18 protein-coding genes are annotated in these 24,081 nt (G+C 51.5%); 12 read left to right on the forward strand and 6 right to left on the reverse strand.

The genetic code is table 11. The features are described from left to right. Positions 1–34: 34 nt before the first annotated feature. Entirely contained in the window at positions 35–1,687 is a 1,653-nt protein-coding gene (gene fumA, locus BSPA111_RS16015) for a class I fumarate hydratase FumA (protein WP_183272149.1), read from the reverse strand. Positions 1,688–1,744: 57 nt separating this feature from the next. Further along, positions 1,745–3,256 (reverse strand): anion permease, encoded by a 1,512-nt coding sequence (locus tag BSPA111_RS16020; RefSeq protein WP_183272150.1) that lies wholly within the window; start codon positions 3,254–3,256, stop codon positions 1,745–1,747. A gap of 637 nt (positions 3,257–3,893) precedes the next feature. Between BSPA111_RS16020 and BSPA111_RS16025 the strand changes: the two genes are divergently transcribed. Both BSPA111_RS16025 and BSPA111_RS16030 read left to right on the forward strand, forming a co-directional pair. Next, positions 3,894–6,671 carry a flavocytochrome c gene (locus BSPA111_RS16025; RefSeq protein ID WP_183272151.1) on the forward strand — a complete coding sequence of 926 codons (2,778 nt, stop codon included), beginning with the start codon at positions 3,894–3,896 and terminating at the stop codon, positions 6,669–6,671. Positions 6,672–6,766: 95 nt separating this feature from the next. Continuing rightward, a complete protein-coding gene (locus BSPA111_RS16030) occupies positions 6,767–7,720 on the forward strand; it encodes an FAD:protein FMN transferase (RefSeq protein ID WP_183272152.1) in 954 nt (317 codons plus the stop codon). Here the strand turns inward: BSPA111_RS16030 and dcuR are convergent. Both dcuR and BSPA111_RS16040 read right to left on the reverse strand, forming a co-directional pair. Next, a complete protein-coding gene (gene dcuR, locus BSPA111_RS16035) occupies positions 7,701–8,420 on the reverse strand; it encodes a two-component system response regulator DcuR (protein ID WP_183272153.1) in 720 nt (239 codons plus the stop codon). The two genes, BSPA111_RS16030 and dcuR, sit on opposite strands and share 20 nt — an antisense overlap. Beyond that, complete coding sequence (locus tag BSPA111_RS16040; protein ID WP_183272154.1) at positions 8,417–10,018, reverse strand: sensor histidine kinase; 1,602 nt, start codon at positions 10,016–10,018, stop codon at positions 8,417–8,419. Before BSPA111_RS16040 ends, dcuR begins: the two co-directional genes overlap by 4 nt. A 174-nt stretch (positions 10,019–10,192) precedes the next feature. On the opposite strand from BSPA111_RS16040, the gene BSPA111_RS16045 reads away from it, so the two are divergent. Further along, positions 10,193–11,113, forward strand: a complete 921-nt coding sequence (locus BSPA111_RS16045) for an N-acetylmuramic acid 6-phosphate etherase (protein ID WP_183272155.1) — start codon at positions 10,193–10,195, stop codon at positions 11,111–11,113. Between the two features lie 101 nt (positions 11,114–11,214). Here the strand turns inward: BSPA111_RS16045 and BSPA111_RS16050 are convergent, their stop codons facing one another. Continuing rightward, complete coding sequence (locus tag BSPA111_RS16050; RefSeq protein WP_183272156.1) at positions 11,215–12,549, reverse strand: 2-hydroxycarboxylate transporter family protein; 1,335 nt, start codon at positions 12,547–12,549, stop codon at positions 11,215–11,217. 417 nt (positions 12,550–12,966) lie between these two features. On the opposite strand from BSPA111_RS16050, the gene BSPA111_RS16055 reads away from it, so the two are divergent. The 7 genes from BSPA111_RS16055 (at position 12,967) to ugpQ (ending at position 20,924) form a co-directional block, all read left to right on the forward strand. Next, positions 12,967–13,914, forward strand: coding sequence for an AEC family transporter (locus tag BSPA111_RS16055; RefSeq protein WP_183272157.1), 948 nt, complete (start codon positions 12,967–12,969; stop codon positions 13,912–13,914). A gap of 57 nt (positions 13,915–13,971) precedes the next feature. Next, entirely contained in the window at positions 13,972–15,657 is a 1,686-nt protein-coding gene (locus BSPA111_RS16060; RefSeq protein ID WP_183272158.1) for an NAD-dependent malic enzyme, read from the forward strand. A gap of 211 nt (positions 15,658–15,868) precedes the next feature. Continuing rightward, a complete protein-coding gene (gene ugpB / locus BSPA111_RS16065; RefSeq protein ID WP_183272159.1) occupies positions 15,869–17,188 on the forward strand; it encodes a sn-glycerol-3-phosphate ABC transporter substrate-binding protein UgpB in 1,320 nt (439 codons plus the stop codon). 188 nt (positions 17,189–17,376) lie between these two features. Next, positions 17,377–18,264 (forward strand): sn-glycerol-3-phosphate ABC transporter permease UgpA, encoded by an 888-nt coding sequence (ugpA, locus tag BSPA111_RS16070; RefSeq protein WP_183272160.1) that lies wholly within the window; start codon positions 17,377–17,379, stop codon positions 18,262–18,264. Then, positions 18,261–19,106: a sn-glycerol-3-phosphate ABC transporter permease UgpE gene (gene ugpE / locus BSPA111_RS16075; protein WP_183272161.1), complete on the forward strand. Its 846-nt coding sequence runs from the start codon at positions 18,261–18,263 to the stop codon at positions 19,104–19,106. The genes ugpA and ugpE overlap by 4 nt, the downstream gene beginning before the upstream one ends. A 10-nt stretch (positions 19,107–19,116) precedes the next feature. Next, positions 19,117–20,187 carry a sn-glycerol-3-phosphate import ATP-binding protein UgpC gene (locus BSPA111_RS16080; RefSeq protein ID WP_183272162.1) on the forward strand — a complete coding sequence of 357 codons (1,071 nt, stop codon included), beginning with the start codon at positions 19,117–19,119 and terminating at the stop codon, positions 20,185–20,187. After that, on the forward strand, positions 20,184–20,924 hold the full coding sequence (ugpQ, locus tag BSPA111_RS16085) for a glycerophosphodiester phosphodiesterase (RefSeq protein WP_183272163.1): 741 nt from the start codon (positions 20,184–20,186) through the stop codon (positions 20,922–20,924). The genes BSPA111_RS16080 and ugpQ overlap by 4 nt, the downstream gene beginning before the upstream one ends. A gap of 96 nt (positions 20,925–21,020) precedes the next feature. Here the strand turns inward: ugpQ and BSPA111_RS16090 are convergent, their stop codons facing one another. Further along, entirely contained in the window at positions 21,021–21,479 is a 459-nt protein-coding gene (locus BSPA111_RS16090) for a DUF2756 family protein (protein WP_183272164.1), read from the reverse strand. Positions 21,480–21,607: 128 nt separating this feature from the next. Here BSPA111_RS16090 and ggt point away from each other — a divergent pair, with 128 nt between their 5' ends. Both ggt and msrB read left to right on the forward strand, forming a co-directional pair. Continuing rightward, positions 21,608–23,347, forward strand: coding sequence for a gamma-glutamyltransferase (gene ggt / locus BSPA111_RS16095; RefSeq protein ID WP_183272165.1), 1,740 nt, complete (start codon positions 21,608–21,610; stop codon positions 23,345–23,347). 220 nt (positions 23,348–23,567) lie between these two features. Then, positions 23,568–24,077: a peptide-methionine (R)-S-oxide reductase MsrB gene (msrB, locus tag BSPA111_RS16100; protein WP_183272166.1), complete on the forward strand. Its 510-nt coding sequence runs from the start codon at positions 23,568–23,570 to the stop codon at positions 24,075–24,077. Positions 24,078–24,081 lie beyond the last annotated feature (4 nt).

The raw sequence follows: 24,081 nt of genomic DNA on the forward strand, positions 1-24,081 counted from the left end.
TTCACGAAGAAGGCGATTGAGTTTGTCGCGTAGATTAGCCGCGTGACTGACATCCGCCACACGGTGTTGACAGGATCTGCTGGTAGAAGTCGTTACCTTTGTCATCGACCAGGATAAACGCAGGGAAATCTTCCACTTCAATTTTCCAGATAGCTTCCATCCCCAGTTCCGGGTACGCCACACATTCCAGGCTCTTAATACTTTGCTGCGCTAATACTGCGGCCGGGCCACCGATGCTGCCCAGGTAAAAACCGCCGTGTTTGTGGCAGGCATCCGTCACCTGCTGGCTACGGTTACCCTTTGCAAGCATGAGCATGCTCGCGCCGTGCGATTGCAGCAGATCCACATAAGAGTCCATGCGGCCAGCCGTTGTCGGGCCTAACGAACCGGAAGCGTAACCGTCTGGCGTTTTAGCCGGGCCCGCGTAGTAGATCGGGTGATCTTTTACGTACTGCGGCAGTGCTTCACCGTTATCTAACAGTTCTTTGAGCTTCGCGTGGGCAATATCACGCGCCACGATGATGGTTCCGCTGAGGGCAAGGCGAGTCGAGACAGGATGCGCTGACAGGCTGGCCAGAATCTCTTTCATCGGTTGGTTCAGGTTAATGCGAACCACCTGACCTTCGCCCTGCTGGCGCAGTTCTTGCGGAATATACTGCCCAGGATTGCTTTCCAGTTTCTCAATCCAGATACCGTCGCGGTTGATTTTCGCTTTGATGTTACGGTCGGCAGAACAGGATACGCCCATGCCAACCGGGCAGGATGCACCATGGCGCGGCAGTCTGATGACCCGAATATCGTGAGCAAAGTATTTGCCGCCGAACTGGGCACCCAGCCCGAGATTCTGGGCTTCTTGCAACAATTGTTGCTCCAGTTCCACGTCGCGGAAAGCCTGGCCGTGTTCGTTGCCTTCGGTTGGCAGGCCATCGTAGTAACGCGTGGAAGCCAGCTTAACGGTTTTCAGCGTGGCTTCCGCCGACGTCCCGCCAATAACAAATGCGATGTGGTAAGGCGGGCAAGCCGCAGTGCCGAGGGAACGCATCTTCTCAACCAGATAGTTTTTCAACTTCGCCGGAGTGATGAGCGCTTTCGTTTCCTGATACAGATAGGTTTTGTTGGCGGAACCGCCACCTTTTGCCATGCACAGGAATTTGTACTCGTCGCCATCCACACTGTAGAGATCGATTTGCGCAGGCAAGTTGGTGCCGGTATTCACCTCTTTATACATATCCAGCGCGACGTTCTGCGAATAGCGCAGGTTATCTTCGGTATAGGTGTTGTAGACACCGCGCGCCAGCGCCGCTTCATCACCGCCATCGGTCCATACGCGGTGGCCTTTTTTGCCCATGATGATCGCGGTGCCCGTATCCTGGCAGGTCGGCAAAATCCCCTTAGCGGCAATTTCGGAATTGCGCAGGAACTGAAGTGCCACGTATTTGTCGTTATCGCTGGCCTGTGGGTCGAGGAGGATGGAGGCCACTTGCTTCTGGTGAGAAGTCCGCAGCATAAAGGCTGCGTCGTGGAACGCCTGCTGTGCCAGCAGCGTTAGCGCCTCGGGTTCGATTTTCAATACTTCCTGGCCGCCAAACTCGCTGGTGGAGACATATTCACGGCTGAGCAGATAGTATTCGGTTTCATCTGACGCCAGCGGGAAGGGATCCTGATAGACAAACGGTTTATTCGACATAGCTCACTTACTCCATAAAGATAAAAACCGCCGGAGAATGACTCCGACGGTTATGAATCAGAACATCATGGACATCCAGGGATAACCAATCAGTAAAAGGGCGGCGAGGAAAATGGCCCCAAAAATGCTGCCAAGGCGCCAGTAATCTTTGGTTGGCAGATAACCACTGCCGTAATAAATCGGGCTCGGACCTGTGCCGTAAGGTGTGATGATGCCCATTACACCTAGTGAAGTGACCATCAGCAGGACGAAGACATTCATATTCATCCCTGGGATTGTCGCGGCAATGGTCAGCATTGCGGGCAAAAGCGCGGTGGTATGCGCGGTCGTACTGGCAAAAAGGTAGTGCAGCAGATAAAACGCCAGCAGCAGCACAACGGTTGCGACACCTGGTGAAATACCCTGCATTAATTCACCGCCTTCTTTACCGAGCCAGGCGATGAAACCTGTGGTTGAGAGGCCATCGGCAAGGGCGACCAGCGTGGCAAACCAGGCGAATGTGTTCCATGCCGCTTTATTGCCCGTAATATCAGTCCACGACAAAACGCCTGTCCACAGCATCAGCACGATAATCAGCAGCGCGGCCATGGCTGGCTCAATCCAGTCAGCAGCGAAAATCCACATCATCAGCGCGGAGCAAACAAACACCAGCAACAGAATTTCATTGCGCGACAGCTTGCCCAGCTTTTCCAGTTCACGATTAGCCCACAGCGGGACTTCATTGTTTATCTTCACCTCTGGTGGGTAAAACCAGTAAGCGAGCAATGGCATGGTCAGCAGCAGCAGAATACCCAGCGGCAGGAAGGCGATGAACCAGGTGCCCCAGGAGATAGTGATGCCGACAATACTTTTCACCAACGCCAGCGCCAGCAGGTTCGGGGCCAGCGCCGAGAGGAACATAGAGCTTGTGATACAGGCGGCGGTAATGGCGACCCACATCAAATAGGAGCCTATCCGGCGCGCGCTTGGATCGTTGGGTTTTGAACCATACAGCGGTGGCAGGTTAGCGATAATCGGGTAGATAGTCCCGCCGCTACGTGCGGTATTGGACGGTGTGAAAGGGGCTAATAACAGGTCGGCAAAGGCAATGGCGTAGCCCAGTGTCAGGCTGCGACGCCCGAGATATTTCACCAGAATCAGCGCCAGGCGACGGCCAAACTGGGTTTTATCGTAGCCCGCAGCAAACATAAAGGCGCCGAATATCAGCCAGACCGTGGAGTTGCCGAAGCCGCTCACTGCCCATTTAAAGGATTGCCCGGCCAGCTTGAATTTCGGATCAGCCAGTTGCTCAGGGCTAAATAGAAGCCATTGGCTGAACAAGGCGATGACGACCACGCCAGTGATACCGATAACCGCGCCAGGTAAGGGTTCAAAGATCAAACCGACAATCACCCCGACAAAGATAGCGAAGTAGTGCCAGGCGTAGGGAGGCAACCCTTCTGGTACCGGAACGAAAAGTAAAAGTACGGCCACAATTATCGGGAGCGCCATCATCAGCAGGCGTTTTTTATTCCCCGCTTTCGGACTGGCTGCGCCGGCTGGCGGTATCGCTGTCTGTTTATCTTTCATTTTGAGTATCTTCAAGTAGTTAAAAATACGTTGATATCAGGGAATAATCAGTCTGGTTTTTTTAGTTTAAAAACTTTCTTTAATTATAAATGACTAAATTGATTTATTCCTGACATGGCAATTTATCGCAATAAAATGTGCGTTAAATAAAAATTGGTATTATTTATATATTGCACCTTCATACTGCATTGCAATTGATTGAGATCAAGAAAAACAGGCGGTGACGACTTTTTATTTATTAATAGTTATTCGATGTGGTGAATGACCTATTCTTTTTAAAATGGCTCTAAATGTTAAGTGATGCTGCTTCTAAGTGATGAGTTATTTTATGTTGGTTCATGTAACTCGCTGATATTAATTAAATTAATTGCGCTAATTACATGGATTTTCCTTTGGAAAAAGTATCTAAATTGTTATCAATAATTTACTTTTCATAGTGGTGTTCTTTAAAAGTAATAATACAGAAGAGGTATTGTTGTTATTGGTGGTATTAAATAGTTTTTTAACTAACGTAATTAATTTGGTAACTAAAAAAAGAGTTATATTAATGCTATGACAAAAGGAAAGAAAAAACATAACTAAAAATATTTCCGTCACCCTATTCTGAATTTCAATATTTAAAATCTGGAGTTTCAATATGACCAGTAACGATCGTATCTTGCATCCATTTACCCTACCCAATGGAATTGAGCTGAAAAACCGCTTATTAATGGCACCGATGACAACCTGTACAGGTTATTATGACGGCACGGTAAGCAGCGAACTGGTGGAGTATTATCGCGTTCGGGCAGGCAGCATTGGTGGGGTCATCGTTGAATGTTGTTTTATCGACGATCTCGGCCTGGCGTTTCCTGGCGCTATCGGCATTGATAACAATGAAAAAATAGCCGGTCTGGCAAAAATTGCAGAAGCCATCAAGGCTGAAGGGTCCAAAGCGATTTTACAGATTTACCATGGCGGCCGGATGGTGGACCCGCAGTTGATTGGCGGACGGACGCCTGTTGCACCGAGTGCCCTGGCGGCACCGCGTGAAGGCGCTGTTGTTCCACGCGCCCTGACGGGTGATGAAGTCGAAGGCATGATAGCTAAATTTGGTGAAGGCGTACGCCGAGCCATTCAGGCCGGTTTCGACGGCGTGGAAATTCATGGTGCCAATACCTATCTGATCCAACAATTCTATTCACCTAACTCTAACCAACGCGATGATGAATGGGGCGGCAGCCGTGACAATCGCGCGAAATTCCCGCTGGCAATCCTGGAAATCACCCACAAAATGGCGCGCCAGTATGCCGACGACGCTTTTATTATCGGTTATCGCTTTTCACCCGAAGAGCTGGAAATTCCCGGTATTCGCTTTGATGACACCCTGTATCTGCTAGAAAAACTGGCCGCTCGCGGTGTGGATTATTTGCACTTCTCCGTTGGTGCATCGCTGCGCCCGTCGATTGTTGATACCACTGACCCGACTCCGTTAATTGAAAAATACTGTGCGATGCGTTCTGAGACGCTGGCGCAAGTGCCGGTGATGGGCGTCGGCGGCGTGGTGAATGCGGCAGATGCAGAACAAGGGTTGGAACATGGCTACGATCTGATCGCTGTGGGCCGCGCTTGTATCGCGTATCCAGACTGGACGGCACGCATTGCCCGTGGCGAAGAGCTGGAGCTGTTCATCGACAGCACCCAGCGTGAAGCGCTGCATATTCCCGAGCCGTTGTGGCGTTTCTCGCTGGTGGAAGCGATGATCCGGGACATGAGCATGGGCGATGCCAAATTTAAACCGGGCGTGTTCGTCGAAACCGTGCAGGACGACGTGAATGAACTGGTTATCAATGTGAGTCTCGAAAACGATCGCATTGCCAACATCGAACTGGCCTCAAGCCCGGAACAAAGCGTGGCATTTACCACCAGCTTTGAAGAGATCCGTGAGCGCATTTTGTCTGCCAACACGCCGCATGTCGATGCGATTTCTGGCGCGACCAGCCAGAGCGAAGCGGTGAAAAAAGCGGTATCGAAAGCGATGCTGAAATCGAGCAAAGCGCGAGTCGCGGAAGAAGGCGGTGATGACAACTCACCGAAAAGCTACGATGTGATCGTCGTCGGCAGCGGCGGCGCGGGTCTGGCGGCAGCGATTCAGGCTCACGATGATGGGGCGAGCGTCCTTATTGTTGAAAAAATGCCGACCCTCGGCGGTAACACCATCAAAGCGTCAGCCGGGATGAATGCCGCAGAAACTCGCTTCCAGCGCGTGAAAGGCATTCATGACAGCAAAGAAAAGTTCTACCAGGAAACTCTGAACGGCGGGAAAAACAAAAACAATCCAGAACTGCTGCATTGTTTTGTTGAAAATGCACCGGAAGCCATCGAATGGTTGGCGCATCGCGGCATCATGCTTAACGATATCACCACCACGGGCGGTATGAGCATCGACCGCACCCACCGTCCACGTGACGGATCGGCGGTTGGTGGCTATCTGATTAGCGGGCTGGTGCGCAATATCACCCGACGCGGCATTGATGTGATGCTGGATACGTCGGTGGACGAGATCCTGACCAATAACGGTGTAGTGAGCGGTGTGCGCTTGCTGACTGATGAGCAAGAACGCATTGTGGTGCAGGCGAAAAGTGTGGTGGTTGCCACCGGCGGCTTCAGCGCCAACAGCGAAATGGTCGTGAAATACCGCCCTGACCTGACCGGTTTTGTCACCACCAACCACAAAGGAGCCACCGGCGGCGGTATCGCACTGTTAGAACGAATCGGCGCAGGCACCGTGGATATGGGCGAAATTCAAATCCACCCAACCGTAGAACAGCAAACCTCGTATCTGATTTCCGAATCGATTCGCGGCGGCGGCGCTATTCTTGTGAGCCAGCAAGGGCAGCGGTTCTTCAACGAAATGGAAACCCGCGATAAAGTCTCGGCATCGATCATTGCGTTGCCGGAACACTTTGCTTACATCGTCTTTGACGAACATGTGCGGGCGAAAAACAAAGCCTCAGATGAATACATCGCCAAAGGTCTGGTGACGAGTGCGAGCTCGCCACGGGAACTGGCGGAGAAGCTGGGAATGGATTATCACGCTTTCCTCGCCACGCTTGAGCGCTACAACGGTTTTGTGGAAAAGCAGTGTGATGACGACTTTGGCCGCACGACCGCGTTACGTGCGCCAGTAAACGAAGGGCCATTCCACGCCATTCGTATTGCGCCAGGGGTTCATCATACGATGGGCGGCGTGACGATAAATGCCAAAACAGAAGTGTTGAATGCGGGTAATCAAACCATTCCTGGTGCCTATGCAGCAGGGGAAGTGGTTGGCGGCATCCACGGTGCTAACCGTATCGGGGGGAACGCGGTTGCGGATCTTATTATTTTCGGCACCCTGGCTGGGGGGCAAGCGGCGAAACGCGCCAGAGCCTGATACTCAGCGATTGTAGACCGGGTTAGCGTCACGCGAACCCGGCAACACCCCGGCGGCACGTTGCCAGCCGGGGCTACAGCAGAGGAGCCACAATTATGCCCACCGACGAACGTCTCTATAGTTATTGCGCCGAACTGATGGGCTCGCCCATTCTTCTCAAACTCTATTCCCACGATGAAGCGCTCGCCTCCCGCATCTTTCAACTGATTAAGCGTTATGAAGATTTACTCACGGTTAACCGTGCGCAATCTCAGGTGATGAGCATCAACCATGCCGCCGGGCTACATCCAGTCACGGTCAGCCGTCCAGTTTATGCACTGATTAAATGCGCGAAGGCCGCCAGTATGGCGCAGGATAGCGCGTTCAATCTGGCGATTGGCCCGCTGGTGAAGTTGTGGCGTATTGGCTTTCAGGGGCACCGCGTGCCGTCAGCCGCGGAAATTGCTGAGCGCCTACCGCTGACGCGCCCGCAGGATGTGATTCTGGATGATGAGACTTGCAGCGTTTTTCTTGCGCAGGCAGGGATGGAGATAGACCTCGGCGCGATTGCCAAAGGCTACATTGCAGACAGAGTTCGTGACTCTCTTCGCCAGCAGGGGGTGAGTGATGCGCTGATTAACCTCGGCGGCAATGTGCATACGTTGGGGAACTGGTCTGTTGGATTAAAAAAACCGTTTGCGCCGGGCGATGCGCTTATTGGCAGTATTGAGGTCGCAAGCCAGTCGGTCGTCACCTCCGGCGTTTACGAGCGTTACTTCGAGCAGGATGGCAAGCGCTGGCATCATATCCTCGACCCGCGCAGCGGTTATCCGCTGGATAACGAACTGGACAGCGTGACGATTATTTCCGCCAACTCTCTTGATGGTGATATCTGGACAACGCTGATTTACGGCCTGGGCGTGGTGAAAGGCTGTGCGGCACTACGCCATCATGAGGATATCGAGGCGATTTTTGTGACCAAAAATCGCGACGTTATCCTCTCTTCGCAGCGTAATTTCCGCTTTTCGTTACTTGACGACAGCTACCGTCTTACTGGCTGTACTGCTTAAGCAAGTTGTACTGTTCGGCAACCAGTCGATAGCGGTACACCGGGCGGCCAGTGGCACCATAATGAATGCTGGTATAAAGAATGTTAATTTGTGCCAGCCAAATCAGATATTTGCGGCAAGATACGCGGGAGATAGTGACGGCTGCCGCAAGCTCATCGGTGGAAAACTCTGAGCCCGGATGGTTATCAATCCACTGACAAATCGTGCGTAAGGTTTGTGCCGTCAGCCCTTTTGGCAAGCGCCGGTCGTCGGTGCTTTCCGGGCTCGCCCCATGCAGCAAGCGATCGACTTCCACCTGCTCATAGTACGGCTGGTTGGTCATCAGCTTGCGCTTCTCCCGCCACGCGTTCAGAGCCTCTTCAAAACGAGGGAACTGGAACGGTTTAATCAGGTAGTCCACCACGCCATAACGCAGGGATGTTTGCACTGTGGTGGCATCGGCTGCGGAAGTAATCATTATCACATCGATGGCGCGGCCAGTGGCACGGATCACCGGCAGGAGATCCAGCCCGCTGTGCTGTTGCATATAAACATCCAGCAGCACCAGATCGATCTCAAGTGCAGGGTCGCTGAGCATTTCTTTTGCCTGGGGTAGCGTTGAGGCTGTGCCACAGCAGCGGAAACCGGGAACTCTGGCCACATACATGCGGTTAAGCTCGGCCACCATGGCATCATCATCAACAATTAATACATTTATCATGTTGGAATCCTATTACTGTCCCAGGGAAGATGAACAAAAAATTGGGTATACACTCCGGGTTCAGATTCGACAGAAATACTGCCGCCCAATGTGTTTAATTGTTGGCGGGTAAGGAACAGCCCGACACCACGGTTTTCACCTTTAGTTGAAAAACCTTTCGCGAAGACAGCCTCAATGTTGGCCTGCGCAATCCCCGGGCCGTCATCGCTCACTTCGCCACTTAGCCAACCGTTCTGGTAATGCAGCAGCACAGTGACTTCGCCTTCTGGCTGTTCGCTCATCGCATCCAGTGCATTTTCAATCAGATTACCGAGCGCCGTCACCAGCGCCGTTACCTGTTTCTCATTCACGCTATCAGGCACCAGGCTCTCTTCTGCCAGCGTCAGGGTGAAGCCCAGCTCTTTGGCGCGATGTATTTTTCCCAGAAGAAAACCCGCCACGACCGGTGCTTTGATTTGATGCTGAATCGCGCCGATATCCGTCTGGTAATTATGGGCAGTTTGCAGCACGTATTCTTCAAGCTTGTCGTAACTCTTCATGTTCAACAGGCCGAGGATAACGTGCAGTTTGTTCATGAATTCATGAGACGTGGTACGTAGGGCATCAACATAATTCACCATGCCATCAAGACGTTGAAGTAACTGACTGACTTCCGTTTTGTCGCGGAACGTACTTATCGCACCGACGATGGTTCCTTGATGATGAATGGGAACGGTATTGCTGATAAGCAGCAATCCGTTGCAGGTAAGCTCGCGGTCATAAATGGGTTTGTCATGCTCTAACACTTCCTGAAGCTCTGCCAGCAGCGGCCCTTCATCAACCTCATCGTCGGGAGAGGATTGCAGCATTTTTCTGGCTGCCGGGTTAACCAGCGTCACCTGACCGTGTTCATCCACGGCCATTACCCCTTCTTTTAACGAATGCAGCATCGCCTGGCGTTGCTTGAGCTTGGCTGAAAGATCATGGGGCTCATGTCCCAGCAGTGCACGTTTCAATACGCGCACCAGACTCAGTGTGCCGAGCGTACACACCAGTGCGCTGAACAGAACGGTGAATAAGACGTTCCTGCGGCTACGCGCGAGTTGTTCGTCCACTTTGCTCAGTGGAACACCGACGGCGACGACACCAATCTGCTGGCGCTGGTCATTATAGACGGGCGTATAGACACGCAATGCAGGCCCCAGTGCGCCGTTGTTTATCGCGACATTTTCTTTGCCTTTCAGCGTGGGGTTAATGTCATTACCGATGTAATGCAGCCCAATGAGCTGGCTATTGGGATGCGAGTGGCGAATCCCGTTCATGTCGGTCACGACGGCGAAAAGCAAATGGTTGCGCTTCATTGCAGCAAGCGCCAGAGGTTGAACGATATTGCAGCTGGGTGGCAATGTCAGACCGCGTTTGACCTCCGGTGTATCGGCGAGCGTTCGCGCGACGGCCAATGCCGTATCTTTCAGACCGTCACGTGTCGCATTGCTGATTTGTGAAAACCACAGAGAGAACACCAACAACAATACAGTGCCAAGCACACTGCAAATCATAAGCGTCACCGTTGTGCTGAGTTTCATCGGGCGCTTACGGGAGGGTGATAAAACGGTCATGTCGGTCCAGAAGAGTAACGGTGAAGTGCAGATTATCGCAGATGGGGATGGGTACTTAAAGCCGTGCAAATCAAGCAAAACGGCCTTCAGAGGCGGGGAAGCGTGACCCTACTCGCAGGACTGGCAGATAAATATCCCTATAGTATGTGCGGACGCTTTAAATGGAGGTTTTTTATGAGCAGTAAGCCAACCGGTTCAATGATGGGACGACGTAATAGCGGTACGGAAAATATCGATAAACTCACAACAGAGGATATGCTGGCAACAATCCTTAAAGACGACCGCGAAATCACTAATGCGATAGCCACCTGTTTACCGACGGTCACCCGTTTAGTCGATCATGCGGTGGCGACTTTCAGCCGGGGTGGGCGTGTCGTTATCGTCGGTGCAGGTGCCTCAGGGCGCGCGGCGATGCAGGTGGCATGTGAGTTTGCCCCTGATACACATCATGGGCTTATTGGGTTGATTGCGGGTGGCCCAGAAGCAATGTTACAGGAGTTGGAGGCTGCCGCAGGCGATTACGACCGTGGTATCAACGACTTGCAGGCCATTCATTTTAACCAAAATGATATGCTGCTTGGCCTGTCGGTCAGCGGTAAAACGCCATGGGTATGGGGTGCGCTCCGTTACGCGAGGTCGCTTGACGCGCCAGTGGCGGTTATCACCCAGGATGCCGGGAGTGAAGTGGCACAACTGGCGGATATCGTCATTGCACCAGATACCGGACCGGAAGTGGTAGTGGGATTTGCTAATCCCAAGGCGCGGCTGGCTCAGCGGCAGATCCTCACGATGCTCTCGACGGGGTTGGCGATTCGCACCGGCCGAGTTTATGGCAATTTGCGGGTCGATATTAACGCATCCAGCACCCGTTGGGCGGAGCGGCAGATAGCCATTGTGATGGAAGCGACGCACTGTTCTCGCGCACAAGCGAAGGAGACGCTGGGAAGCTGCAATCATGACTGTCGAACGGCGATTCTGATGTTGTTGACCGGGCTGGACGTCTGGAATGCGCGGGATGTGCTGGCTGAAAACAGTGAACACCTGCGGATTTCCCTTGAGGAAGCTAAGCGTCGGTCTGTCCAAAAAGCGTCGTGACATCAGCTAAAAATGCCGAGTCATGGATGATAAAACGGTGAAAGCATGTTGATGCCTTCACCGTTTTTTTATGCCTGATGGGCAGGGTCAAGAAGGGGGGATTACATGATCCATCCCAGCAGCAATGTTGCGGCGATGACGGTCGATGCCCCGCCAATACGGGTCGCAATTTGCGCGAAAGGCATCAGCGACATACGATTTGATGCCGACAATATCGCCACATCACCTGTACCGCCCAAACCACTGTGACAGCACGTAACGATGGCCGCTTCAATCGGGTACATATTCAGGCGAGAGGCAATGAAAAAGCCGCTCAATGACATGGTGATGACCACCGAACCGCACACCACGACATAGCCTACGGAAAAGACAGAGACGACGCTTTCCAGCGGCACATACAGCATTCCAAGCCCAATCATCAACGGCCAAACTAACGCTGCCGAGACAAATTTGTAGCAGCTATGTGCACCCATCTCCATCGCTGACGGGATCAATTTTGCATATTTACAGAAGACAGCTGCCAGGATCATCAACACCGGCCCTGGAATGTGTACCAGTTTCTCAAACAAGCCGCCGACGATGAAAAAGGCGCAAATCATCAATAACCCGGCCCCCATCAGGTGAAAATCAGTTTGCTGAGAGCCCTGAGTCTGCGCAAACAAACTGTTGTCTTCGCGGCTGCGGATCAACATCCCATTACCGGTTAGCGACGGGCGACGGCTGCCAATACGGGCCAGAACACCTGCGCAAATAATCGCGAAGATATTACCTACCACTGCGGCAGGCGCCAGTTGCGCGACATACACATCCGGGGTTTGCCCCAGTATTGCGGAATAGGCGAGTGAAAGTGGCAGAATCCCTTCACCAATGCCCCCACCGATAATAGGTACGATGATAAAGAAGAATGTATGGTAGATGCTGTAGCCGAACATTGAACCGACCAGCAGACCGGTTAACACCGCCGTACCGGTTCCCACGACAAGTGGCACAAACATGCGGATCATGCCCTGGATGAGGATCGTCCGGTTCATACCTAAAATGCTACCCACCACTAAACACGCAATAACAAAATAAAGCAGGTTCGCTTCTTTCATCAGCAGGTGCACGGTAGCCATTGTTTGTTCTTCAAACAGACCGTAATAGACCAACACGGAAGGCACCATCAGACACAATATTGCCGGGCCGCCAATGTCTTTAAGAACGGGGATCATGCGACCTATTTTTGCAAATGAAAAACCCAGGGTCATGATAATAGCCAGGCCGCCAATCATATTTTTGGGAAGCAACCCGGAGGCACCTGAAACGGCAACAATGGTGGCAATAACAACGAACAACAATATTGGTACGGAGCCGACTTCCATATTACCCAGAAGTCGCAGCGGTTGCCCACCTGAGGCGGGCTTTTCAATGGGATGATTTAGTGGGTTATTTTCCATTTTTGTTACCTGATTTTATATTAATAAATAAAGTAGGGGAGGGCAAAATAATAGAGTAATAAAAAATAAAAGTGACGTAACAATTAAATCACTATGCAACGATTTCGCTGAGAAACTAACATACGGTATGGTAATTAAATAGCCCTTGATATTTTTATTTTGATGGTTTTGTGATGCTGGTGGAATGTTCTATTTAAATAATTTAATTCTTATTTTTGTAAGTAAAGTTACTGAATGAGGGCGGTAGTAGGGCAAGCACAATGCGACATTTATATTTGTAAGTAAAGTAGCTGCCATGAAAGTATTTAAACAAGAGCAAGTGTGATTTCAATCACCCTACTATCAAAAGGGGATCGTTAAATTACCCGGACAAATAGATTGTGCCCTACTTGTTTCATTATGCACTCTGGAGATTCCATGCCATCACTACTATTACAATCTCTGTTCCCATTGGTATTTATCATGTTACTCGGATGGTTAAGTGGGAAGTTAGGCTACACTCGCCGCGAGGATGCCTCAGTTTTAGCTACGGTTGTTATCCGTTTTGCTCTGCCGTTTCATCTTTTTATCGGCGCATTAAATACTGACCCTGAAAAAATACAGAACTTTTCATTTATGGCGGTTCTGATGATTGGTTTGATGGGCACCTGGTTCATCACGCTGCTCATCTCACGGTTCGTTTTCCGCCATGATATCAAGACCAGTGCGGTTCAGTCGCTGGTCTGTGCTTTCCCTGATATGGCGTATTTTGGTGCCCCGGTGTTGGCCGTATTAATCGGGCCAGAAGGCTTTTTAGGTGTACTGATAGGGAACTTAATCACCAGCGTATTTATGATACCGCTTACGATTATCCTGATTCGTATGGGGGATAAAAAGGGTGAAAATAGCCTCGACGATATCCACCCGGTTCAGCTTGTTCTGCAAAATCTTATCAAAGCGATAAAAAACCCGATTGTCTGGATCCCCATCTCTGGCGTGTTACTGAGCCTGGCTGGCGTGCAATTGCCGCATCTGCTTAGCGCACCAATAGAAATGGTAGGTAAAATTGCAGGCGGTCTTTCTCTGTTCGCACTGGGCCTTTTATTTTATGGCGAGCGCCCAGCACTCAATGTTCAGACATTTACGAATATTAGTATTAAAAATCTCATTCAGCCTGGGTTGATGGCCGTTGCTGGTCTGGCTTTTGGCTTGAGTCATACCTTAATGCAGCAGGTGATTATCATTGGCGCCACTCCTTCAGCTATCGCCGCGGGAATGTTTGCACTGCGTAGTGATGCTTATATTGAAACTGCCTCGTCATCAATTTTGATTGGTACCGCCATCGGTGTTTTCACCGAAGGAATAATGATTTATTTGATTTCTTAATTATCGCCAGGTAGCAATTTAATTTACATTTAAAAATAAATATTCAGGAGCAGGTAAATGTTAGTTAAAGAAACACTGTATACACCCTATAATGGTTCCCTGTTGCTCGAGAATCCATTATTAAATAAAGGCCTTGCTTTTACCGATAACGAGCGTCAGGCTTTTAATCTTCATGGTTTACTGCCCCATAAAGTTGAAACTATTCAGGAACAGACCGAACGTGCCTGGGATCAATTTTGCCAGTTTAAGAAAGACATTTCTCGTCATATCTATTTGAGAAATATTCAAGATACTAACGAGACGCTATTTTATAATCTGCTGCGCACGCATATGAAAGACACTCTGCCGATTATCTACACGCCAACGGTAGGAGAGGCCTGCGAGCATTTCTCTGATATTTATCGCCGTGGTAGAGGATTATTCATCTCCTGGCCAAACCGCCATAATATTGATGAAATGCTACAAAGTTTCTCCCGTAACGACATTCGCGTCATTGTCGTCACCGATGGTGAACGCATCCTGGGTCTGGGTGATCAGGGCGTGGGAGGGATGGGCATTCCAATCGGCAAACTCTCTTTATATACCGCGTGTGGCGGTATTCATCCTGCTTCGACATTACCGATCATGCTGGATGTTGGCACCAACAATACCCGCCATCTGGACGATCCGCTGTATATGGGATGGCGCCATCCGCGCATCACTGACGATCAGTACATTGAGTTCATGGACATGTTTGTTGAAGCGGTGAAGAACCGTTGGCCAAATGTACTGCTGCAATTTGAAGATTTTGCCCAGAAAAATGCTACCAAATTGCTCAACCGCTACCGCGACACGTTGTGCTGCTTTAATGATGATATTCAGGGAACCGCAGCGGTGACTGCCGGAACGCTTATTGCTGCGGTTAAAACGGCGGGAGGACGCCTGCGCGATCAACGTGTGGTCTTCCTGGGCGGTGGTTCGGCAGGGTGTGGTATTGCTGAGAAAATTATCACGCTGATGATGGAGGATGGTCTGTCTGAAAGCCAGGCGCGCAATAATATCTTTATGGTTGACCGTTTTGGTCTGCTGACCGACGAGATGCCTAATCTTCTCGATTTCCAACAGAAACTGGTTACGGCAAGGGACGCGATTAGCCACTGGGATGTAGAGACGGCCAATATCTCACTGAAAGATGTGGTGCGTAATGCCCATCCGACGGTGATGATTGGCGTATCCGGGCAGCCTGGCTTATTTAGCGAAGAGATCGTCAAGGAAATGCATCAGCATTGCCCACGTCCCATCATTATGCCGCTCTCCAACCCGACCTCCCGTGCTGAAGCTCAGCCCAAGGATCTTCTCGAGTGGACACAGGGACAAGCGTTGGTTGCGACGGGCAGCCCGTTTGCACCGGTTTCCTGTCTGGGGCAAGAGCATGAAATTGCGCAGTGTAACAATGCCTATATCTTCCCAGGATTAGGGCTTGGGATACTGGCTGTAAAAGCCTCTCGGGTCACCGATGGCATGCTGTCCGTGGCCAGTAAGACGCTGGCGGCGCATTCACCACTGGCCAACACCGGAAAGGGCGGGTTACTGCCTCCAGTCGAAAGTATTGAAGAGATTTCCATGGCAATTGCGCTTGAGGTCGCTCGCATGGCGCAGCAAGAAGGTGTGGCACCGATGATGAGTGAAGAGGAATTGCTCAATAGCATCGAAAAAACATACTGGAAAGCCAATTACACATCCTACAAACGCGCTTCACTTTGATTGTTAATAAATAAAATACCGCCTTCATCATGAAGGCGGTCAGTGCAAAACCGTTTTATTCCCTCTCCATTGTCAATTTCCCTTCATGTCTGCGTAACAATTCCGTAACCCAACAGTTATTTTTCTGTCATACGCGCATGTCATGTTTTGGTGCGAACAAAAACGCGTGTTTTCGCGCAGCTTAAATGCCCCATAACTAGAGAGATAAGACATGACTGCATCGTTACGACGTACAGCACTTTACCTTGCGCTGGGATGCATACTTAGCAGCAATGCCATCGCCGCCACTTCGATTCCTTTCTGGCATTCGATGGAAGGTGAACTGGGTAAAGAAGTGGATTCTTTAGCACAACGCTTTAACCAGACACATCCTGACTACAAAATTGTCCCGGTTTATAAGGGCAACTACGAACAAAACCTGGCTGCAGGGATTGCGGCTTTCCGCTCGGGTAACGCCCCGGCAATTCTGCAAGTTTATGAAGTGGGTACGGCGACGATGATGGCCTCGAAAGCGATCAAGCCGGTGTATGAAGTCTTCAGTGATGCAGGCATTAAATTCGACGAATCCCAGTTTGTCCCGACGGTTTCCGGTTACTACACCGATTCAAAAACCGGGCATTTGCTCTCCCAGCCGTTTAACAGCTCCACACCGGTTCTGTATTACAACAAAGACGCCTTTAAGAAAGCCGGGTTGAACCCGGATCAGCCACCAAAAACCTGGCAGGATTTGGCTGAGTACACCGCCAAACTTAAAGCAGCGGGCATGAAATGCGGCTACGCAAGCGGCTGGCAGGGTTGGATTCAGATTGAAAACTTCAGCGCCTGGAACGGCCTGCCGGTTGCCACGAAAAACAACGGCTTCGATGGCACCGATGCGGTTCTGGAGTTCAACAAACCTGAGCAGGTGAAACACATCGCCCTGCTGGAAGAGCTGAATAAGAAAGGTGATTTCAGCTATTTTGGTCGCAAAGACGAATCCACCGAGAAGTTCTACAACGGGGATTGCGCGATCACGACCGCCTCTTCTGGCTCGCTGGCTGATATCCGTCAGTACGCTAAGTTCAACTACGGCGTGGGCATGATGCCTTACGATTCCTCCATCCCGAATGCACCGCAAAACGCCATCATTGGTGGGGCAAGTCTGTGGGTGATGCAGGGTAAAGACGCTGCGACCTACAAAGGCGTTGCTGAGTTTATGCAGTTCCTTACCCAGCCAGAAATCGCTGCGGAATGGCACCAGAAAACCGGTTATCTGCCAATCACGAAAGCGGCGTATGACCTGACGCGCGAGCAAGGTTTCTACGAGAAAAACCCGGGTGCGGATATTGCAACGCGCCAGATGCTGAACAAGCCACCGTTGCCATTCACCAAAGGTTTGCGTCTGGGTAACATGCCGCAGATTCGTACCATTGTGGATGAGGAGCTGGAATCGGTGTGGACGGGTAAAAAGACCCCACAGCAGGCTCTGGATTCAGCGGTTGAGCGTGGCAATCAGTTGCTGCGCCGCTTTGAGCAGTCGACTAAGTCTTAGTACACAACCCTCACCCTAACCCTCTCCCTGAGGGAGAGGGGACTGTCCGACTTCTCCTTCAGGCGAGGGAGAGGGGACTGTCCGGCTTCTCCTTCAGGTGAGGGAGAGGGGACTGTCCGGTTTTCCCCCTCTCCTGGGGGAGAGGGCCGGGGTGAGGGCGACCAATGCCACATATTAAGAGCAACACTATGTCATCTTCTCGACCCGTATTCCGTTCCGGCTGGCTCCCCTATGCGCTAGTACTTCCGCAACTGATTATCACCATTATTTTCTTCATTTGGCCTGCGGGCGAAGCACTGTGGTATTCGCTGCAAAATGTCGATCCGTTTGGTCTTTCGAGCACCTTTGTGGGTCTGGATAACTTCAAACAGCTTTTCCACGACAGCTACTACCTCGACTCTTTCTACACCACCTTAATTTTCAGTGGATTAGTAGCGGGTAGCGGTCTGCTGGTGTCGCTCTTTTTCGCCGCCCTCACGGATTATGTGGTGCGCGGTAGCCGTATTTATCAAACGTTAATGCTGCTGCCTTATGCGGTGGCACCGGCGATTGCCGCCGTGTTGTGGATCTTTCTGTTTAACCCTGGTCGCGGGCTGATAACCCACGTACTGGAACAGTTTGGGTATCACTGGAACCATGCGCAAAACAGCGGCCAGGCGATGTTCCTTGTCGTATTCGCCTCGGTGTGGAAGCAAATCAGCTACAACTTCCTGTTCTTCTTCGCCGCCCTTCAGTCCATTCCGCGTTCATTAATCGAAGCCGCGTCTATCGACGGAGCCGGGCCTGTGCGCCGTTTCTTCAAGCTGTCGCTACCGCTCATTGCGCCGGTGAGTTTCTTCCTGCTGGTGGTCAATCTGGTCTACGCCTTTTTCGATACTTTTCCGGTTATCGACGCCGCAACAGGCGGTGGCCCGGTTCAGGCGACCACCACGCTTATCTACAAAATTTATCGCGAAGGTTTTGCCGGGCTCGATCTCTCGGCATCAGCGGCGCAATCCGTGGTGCTGATGTTCCTGGTCATCATCCTGACGGTCATTCAGTTCCGGTTTGTGGAACGTAAGGTGCGCTACCAATGATTGAGAATCGCCGTGGGCTGACAATCTTCAGCCACACCATGCTCATTCTGGGCATCATCGTGATTTTGTTCCCGCTGTATGTCGCGTTTGTCGCGGCTACGCTGGATAACAAAGCTGTATTTCAGACGCCAATGACGCTGATCCCAGGCTCGCATCTGCTGGAAAATATGACCTGGATTTGGGTGCATGGCGTGGGGGCGAACAGCGCGCCGTTTGGTCTGATGTTGCTCAATAGCTTTGTGATGGCGTTGGTGATTACCGTTGGCAAAATCACCGTCTCCATGCTGTCTGCCTTTGCCATTGTCTGGTTTCGTTTTCCGCTGCGTAACCTGTTCTTCTGGATGATATTTATCACCCTGATGCTGCCAGTTGAGGTGCGTATTTTCCCGACGGTTGAGGTTATCGCAAATCTCAACATGCTTGATAGCTACACCGGCCTGACGTTGCCGTTAATGGCGTCGGCAACCGCGACCTTCTTGTTCCGCCAGTTCTTCATGACGCTTCCCGACGAATTGATGGAAGCCGCACGTATCGACGGCGCATCACCTATGCGCTTTTTCCGCGACATCGTGCTGCCGCTGTCTAAAACCAATCTGGCGGCGCTATTCGTCATCACCTTTATCTACGGCTGGAACCAGTATCTGTGGCCGTTGCTGATTATCAGCGACGTCAACCTTGGCACCGCCGTGGCGGGTATCAAAGGCATGATGTCTTCCGGTGAGGGCACGACTCAGTGGAACCAGGTGATGGCAGCCATGTTACTGACTCTGATTCCCCCGGTAATTATCGTTTTAGCCATGCAACGCGCGTTCGTGCGTGGCCTGGTCGACAGTGAGAAGTGAGAAATAACCCATGGCAGGATTAAAATTACAGGCAGTAAGCAAGAGTTGGGACAACAAAACCCAGGTGATTCAACCGCTGACGCTGGATGTTGCAGACGGTGAGTTTATCGTGATGGTCGGGCCTTCTGGCTGCGGTAAATCTACATTGCTGCGTATGGTGGCCGGGCTTGAACGCGTCACCAGTGGCGATATCTGGATTGACAGGCAGCGTGTCACTGAAATGGAACCGAAAGAGCGCGGCATCGCGATGGTATTTCAGAACTACGCACTTTATCCGCACATGAGCGTGGAAGAAAACATGGCGTGGGGGCTGAAAATCCGCGGTATGGGCAAAGCGCATATTCAGCAGAAAGTGGTGGAAGCGGCACGTATTCTGGAGCTTGATGGTTTACTCAAACGTCGCCCACGCGAGCTTTCCGGTGGCCAACGCCAGCGTGTGGCAATGGGGCGCGCCATCGTGCGTGACCCGGCGGTGTTCTTGTTCGATGAACCGTTATCAAACCTCGATGCCAAGCTTCGCGTACAAATGCGCCTCGAATTACAGCAATTACATCGCCGCCTGAAAACGACCAGCTTGTACGTCACCCACGATCAGGTAGAAGCAATGACGCTGGCGCAGCGTGTGATGGTGATGAACAAAGGTGTCGCTGAGCAAATCGGTACACCTGTAGAAGTTTACGAACGTCCGGCCACTCGTTTTGTGGCGAGCTTTATCGGCTCGCCAGCCATGAACTTGCTTGAAGGGAGTATCAGCGCTGACGGCACGCGTTTTGAGCTTGCAGGCGGGATGGCATTACCTTTGGGAAGTACGCAAAATTCGTATCAGGGCCGGGCGGTGACGCTGGGTATCCGGCCGGAACATATTGCGCTAAGCTCACAAGCCGCAGGCGGTGTGCCGTTTATGGTGGACACGCTAGAGATGCTGGGTGCAGATAATCTGGTGCATGGGCGTTGGGGCGAGCAAAAAATGGTGGTGCGCCTGGCGCATCAAAATCGTCCCCAACCTGGCAGCACATTGTGGCTGCATCTGCCTGAAAATCATCTGCATTTCTTTGATAAAGAAAATGGACAACGTTTATGAGTCACTGGCCTTACCCAAAAATCGCTGCGCATCGCGGCGGTGGCAAACTGGCACCGGAAAATACTCTGGCGGCGATTGATGTCGGTGCGCGTTACGGCCACACCATGATTGAGTTCGACGCCAAGCTTTCACAAGATGGGCAAATTTTCCTGCTGCATGACGACACTCTGGAGCGCACCAGTAACGGCTGGGGAGTTGCGGGCGATTTACCGTGGGATAAATTGCTGAACGTCGACGCCGGAGGTTGGTTTAGCGGTGAGTTTGCCGGTGAGCCATTACCCCTGCTTTCGCAAGTCGCGGCGCGTTGTAAACAACACGCGATGATGGCAAACATTGAAATCAAACCGACTACCGGCACCGACGCAGAAACAGGAAAGGCTATTGCGCTGGCAGCCCTTGAATTATGGCAGGGGCAAACGGCACCGTTGTTATCGTCGTTTTCTATCGAAGCGCTGGAAGCGGCACAGCTTGCCGTTCCACAATTACCGCGTGGATTATTGCTCGATGACTGGCGTGATGACTGGCGTGAGCTGACGAACCGTCTGGGCTGTGTTTCCATTCACTTGAATCATAAATTGCTGGATGAAGCGCGCGTGCAAGAGCTCAAAGCGGCGGGATTACATATTCTGGTTTATACCGTGAATGTTCCCCAACGAGCAGCAACGCTGCTGCGCTGGGGAGTGGATACCATCTGTACCGACCGTATCGACCAAATCGGCCCCGGTTTTAATCTGTAATCCGCTTGCCCTCACCCCAACCCTCTCCCACAGGAGAGGGAGAAAAGGCAGTCCCCTCGCCCCTGTGGGGAGAGGGTTAGGGTGAGGGGAATATTTTCACGGTCCAATCGTTTTCAACGGAATACTCGGCTGAAGCGGCACCGAATTAGCGTGCGGGTTCAACATGCTGCCATTGGTTTTCGGTTGCAGCATGTGATCCTGACTGCCGCTTGTGCTACCACTACCACCACTTAACATTCCACCATTGTTATTAGGCAAAACCTGCTGAGTCCCAACATCGAGCTCATTAGGGAAATTTTTTTTTACCTTAAAAACTTCCTGCTGCGAATTGTTATTTATCTGCGCTTCAAGATGCTGTTGCTGTACACGCGTTTGTGTTTGTAACTGCTGATTTAACATCCCTTTTTGCTGAGTCTGCTGTGTTTGCATTTGCTGCTGCATCCGTTGCTGACTTGGATTCCGATAATCCGGCTGATTTGGATTATTCAGGGTATTAATCGGCTGTGCCAAACAGGTCAATGGCAGCAATGCCGCCAGTAGTATTATTTTTTTCATGATCGTCACTTCCTCCATTTGGGGGATCTACTAAGTTTAATCGTTTTCCATGGTTACGAAGATTATTTCGGATTTATGAACCAGGCTATTTAGGGGATTGACCCCTGAAAATCATGGAGAAAATAACGATGAAGCAGTGGAAAACAATACGCTGGATGGCGATTCCGGCTCTGGTAATCGGCCTGTGCTTATCCGTTGGTGCGGCACCTGCGCCTGTATCCTACGGTGTGGAAGCGGATGTCCATCATCCGGTGCAAGCACAAAATGGAATGGTTGCCTCACAAGACTCGCTGGCTACGCAGGTCGGAGTCGATATTCTGAAACAAGGTGGGAATGCCGTCGATGCGGCCGTTGCGGTCGGTTTTGCGCTGGCGGTTACCCATCCGCAGGCGGGGAATATCGGCGGTGGCGGTTTCATGATGTTGCGTACTAAAGACGGTAAAACGACGGCCATTGATTTCCGCGAAATGGCACCAGAAAAAGCCTCGCGCGATATGTTCCTTGATGCCCAGGGCAACGCTGACAGCAAAAAATCCCTGACTTCTCACCTTGCGTCTGGCACACCGGGCACCGTGGCGGGCTTCTCCATGGCGCTGGAAAAATATGGCACGCTGCCGCTGAACAAGGTTATCCAACCAGCGATCAAGCTGGCGCAGGACGGTTTTACCGTGAACGATGCGCTGGCCGAAGATCTGAAGGTCTACGGCGCGGAAGTTATCCCTAATCACCCCAACAGCAAGGCTATTTTCTGGAAAGCAGACGGTGAACCCCTGCAAAAGGGCGACAAACTGGTGCAGACCAACCTCGCCAAAAGCCTCGAAATGATTGCTGAAAACGGCCCTGATGCATTCTATAAAGGGGCGATTGCTGACCAGATTGCCGAAGAAATGGCAAAAAACGGCGGCCTGATTAGCAAGGTTGATCTACAGAATTACAAAGCGGTTGAGCGTACGCCAATTAGCGGTGATTACCGTGGTTACGAGATTTTCTCCATGCCACCACCGTCTTCAGGCGGTATCCACATTGTGGAAATTCTCAATATTCTGGAAAACTTCGATCTCGGTAAATATGGTTTTGGCAGTGCCGATGCCATGCAGCTAACGGCTGAAGCGGAAAAATATGCCTATGCCGATCGCTCGGAATATCTCGGTGACCCTGACTTTGTCAAAGTGCCGTGGCAGGCGCTGACCAACAAAGCCTACGCCAAATCGCTGGCTGAACAGATAGACATTAATAAAGCTCGCCCGTCGAGTGACATTAAGCCGGGTAAACTCGCGCCGTATGAAAGCAACCAGACCACGCATTTCTCGGTGGTGGATAAAGACGGGAATGCCGTGGCGGTGACTTACACCCTGAATACCGTGTTCGGTACTGGCATCGTGGCGGGAAATACCGGCATCCTGATGAACAACCAAATGGATGACTTCTCCGCTAAACCTGGCGTACCGAACGTTTACGGGCTGGTGGGTGGTGATGCCAACGCCGTTGGGCCACATAAACGCCCACTGTCGTCAATGTCGCCAACTATCGTGGTGAAAGACGGGAAAACCTGGCTGGTAACGGGTAGCCCTGGCGGCAGTCGAATCATTACAACTGTGCTGCAAATGGTGATGAACACGATCGATTATGGAATGAACGTCGCCGAAGCGACCAATGCGCCGCGCTTCCATCATCAATGGTTACCTGATGAATTGAGAGTCGAAAAAGGCTTTAGCCCGGATACGCTCAAACTTCTGAAAGAAAAAGGGCAGAAAGTCGAAGTGAAAGAAGCGATGGGCAGTACGCAGAGCATTATGGTGGGGCCAGATGGCACGCTGTATGGTGCTTCCGACCCTCGTTCTGTGGATGATCTGACCGCAGGTTATTGAGTTTTTCCCCTCACCCTAACCCTCTCCCTCAAGGGAGAGGGGACTGACTGGTTTTCCCCTCACCCTAGCCGGTTTTCTCCCTCTCCTGTGGGAGAGCGTCGGGGTGAGGGCGCTCAATGCCCTTCCTGGTTGTAACAAAAAAGTTAACTTTCCGAGAGGATTCGGTGACCTGTTGTTTTGTAGTCTGGTTTTACCAAAAGCGGGCAGAGGTAAAACAATAATGATCAACAGACGTAATTTCCTGCTGGGTAGCGGCATAGTTTCTGGTGTGGCGCTAATGGGGCTACTGCCATCACTGTTTCCCCGTAAAGCGATTGCTCAGGCACAAGCCGAAAAATTCGAAGTCACCCTGAGCGACGAACAATGGCATCTGCGGTTGAGCGACGCGCAATATTATATTTTGCGTGAAGCTGGGACTGAACCTCCTTATTCCAGTCCGTTGAATGACGAACATCGTCCTGGGGAATTTGCCTGCGCGGGCTGCAAGCTCCCGCTATTTTCGTCAGAGACGAAATTCAACAGCTATACCGGCTGGCCGAGTTTCTGGCAGCCGCTACCTAATGCTGCACTCACTAGCCGGGATACAACGTTTGGCATGGTACGCGACGAAGTGCACTGCCGCCGCTGCGGCGGACATCTCGGGCATGTATTCGACGACGGACCGAAACCCACAGGCCTGCGTTACTGCATGAATGGCCTTGCGATGACATTCACCCCGAAAGCGACTTGAGCCA

Source organism: Buttiauxella sp. A111, from assembly GCF_014189855.1.
Classification (GTDB): Bacteria; Pseudomonadota; Gammaproteobacteria; order Enterobacterales; family Enterobacteriaceae; genus Buttiauxella; species Buttiauxella selenatireducens.

Coding starts and splice junctions, on each gene's coding strand:
- BSPA111_RS16060 (WP_183272158.1), top strand. CDS start 13,972: ATGTTAGTTAAAGAAACACTGTATACACCCTATAATGGTTCCCTGTTG.
- BSPA111_RS16080 (WP_183272162.1), top strand. CDS start 19,117: ATGGCAGGATTAAAATTACAGGCAGTAAGCAAGAGTTGGGACAACAAA.
- BSPA111_RS16025 (WP_183272151.1), top strand. CDS start 3,894: ATGACCAGTAACGATCGTATCTTGCATCCATTTACCCTACCCAATGGA.
- ugpQ (WP_183272163.1), top strand. CDS start 20,184: ATGAGTCACTGGCCTTACCCAAAAATCGCTGCGCATCGCGGCGGTGGC.
- ugpE (WP_183272161.1), top strand. CDS start 18,261: ATGATTGAGAATCGCCGTGGGCTGACAATCTTCAGCCACACCATGCTC.
- fumA (WP_183272149.1), bottom strand. CDS start 1,687: ATGTCGAATAAACCGTTTGTCTATCAGGATCCCTTCCCGCTGGCGTCA.
- dcuR (WP_183272153.1), bottom strand. CDS start 8,420: ATGATAAATGTATTAATTGTTGATGATGATGCCATGGTGGCCGAGCTT.
- BSPA111_RS16055 (WP_183272157.1), top strand. CDS start 12,967: ATGCCATCACTACTATTACAATCTCTGTTCCCATTGGTATTTATCATG.
- BSPA111_RS16020 (WP_183272150.1), bottom strand. CDS start 3,256: ATGAAAGATAAACAGACAGCGATACCGCCAGCCGGCGCAGCCAGTCCG.
- msrB (WP_183272166.1), top strand. CDS start 23,568: ATGATCAACAGACGTAATTTCCTGCTGGGTAGCGGCATAGTTTCTGGT.
- BSPA111_RS16040 (WP_183272154.1), bottom strand. CDS start 10,018: ATGACCGTTTTATCACCCTCCCGTAAGCGCCCGATGAAACTCAGCACA.
- BSPA111_RS16050 (WP_183272156.1), bottom strand. CDS start 12,549: ATGGAAAATAACCCACTAAATCATCCCATTGAAAAGCCCGCCTCAGGT.
- BSPA111_RS16090 (WP_183272164.1), bottom strand. CDS start 21,479: ATGAAAAAAATAATACTACTGGCGGCATTGCTGCCATTGACCTGTTTG.
- ugpA (WP_183272160.1), top strand. CDS start 17,377: ATGTCATCTTCTCGACCCGTATTCCGTTCCGGCTGGCTCCCCTATGCG.
- ggt (WP_183272165.1), top strand. CDS start 21,608: ATGAAGCAGTGGAAAACAATACGCTGGATGGCGATTCCGGCTCTGGTA.
- BSPA111_RS16045 (WP_183272155.1), top strand. CDS start 10,193: ATGAGCAGTAAGCCAACCGGTTCAATGATGGGACGACGTAATAGCGGT.
- BSPA111_RS16030 (WP_183272152.1), top strand. CDS start 6,767: ATGCCCACCGACGAACGTCTCTATAGTTATTGCGCCGAACTGATGGGC.
- ugpB (WP_183272159.1), top strand. CDS start 15,869: ATGACTGCATCGTTACGACGTACAGCACTTTACCTTGCGCTGGGATGC.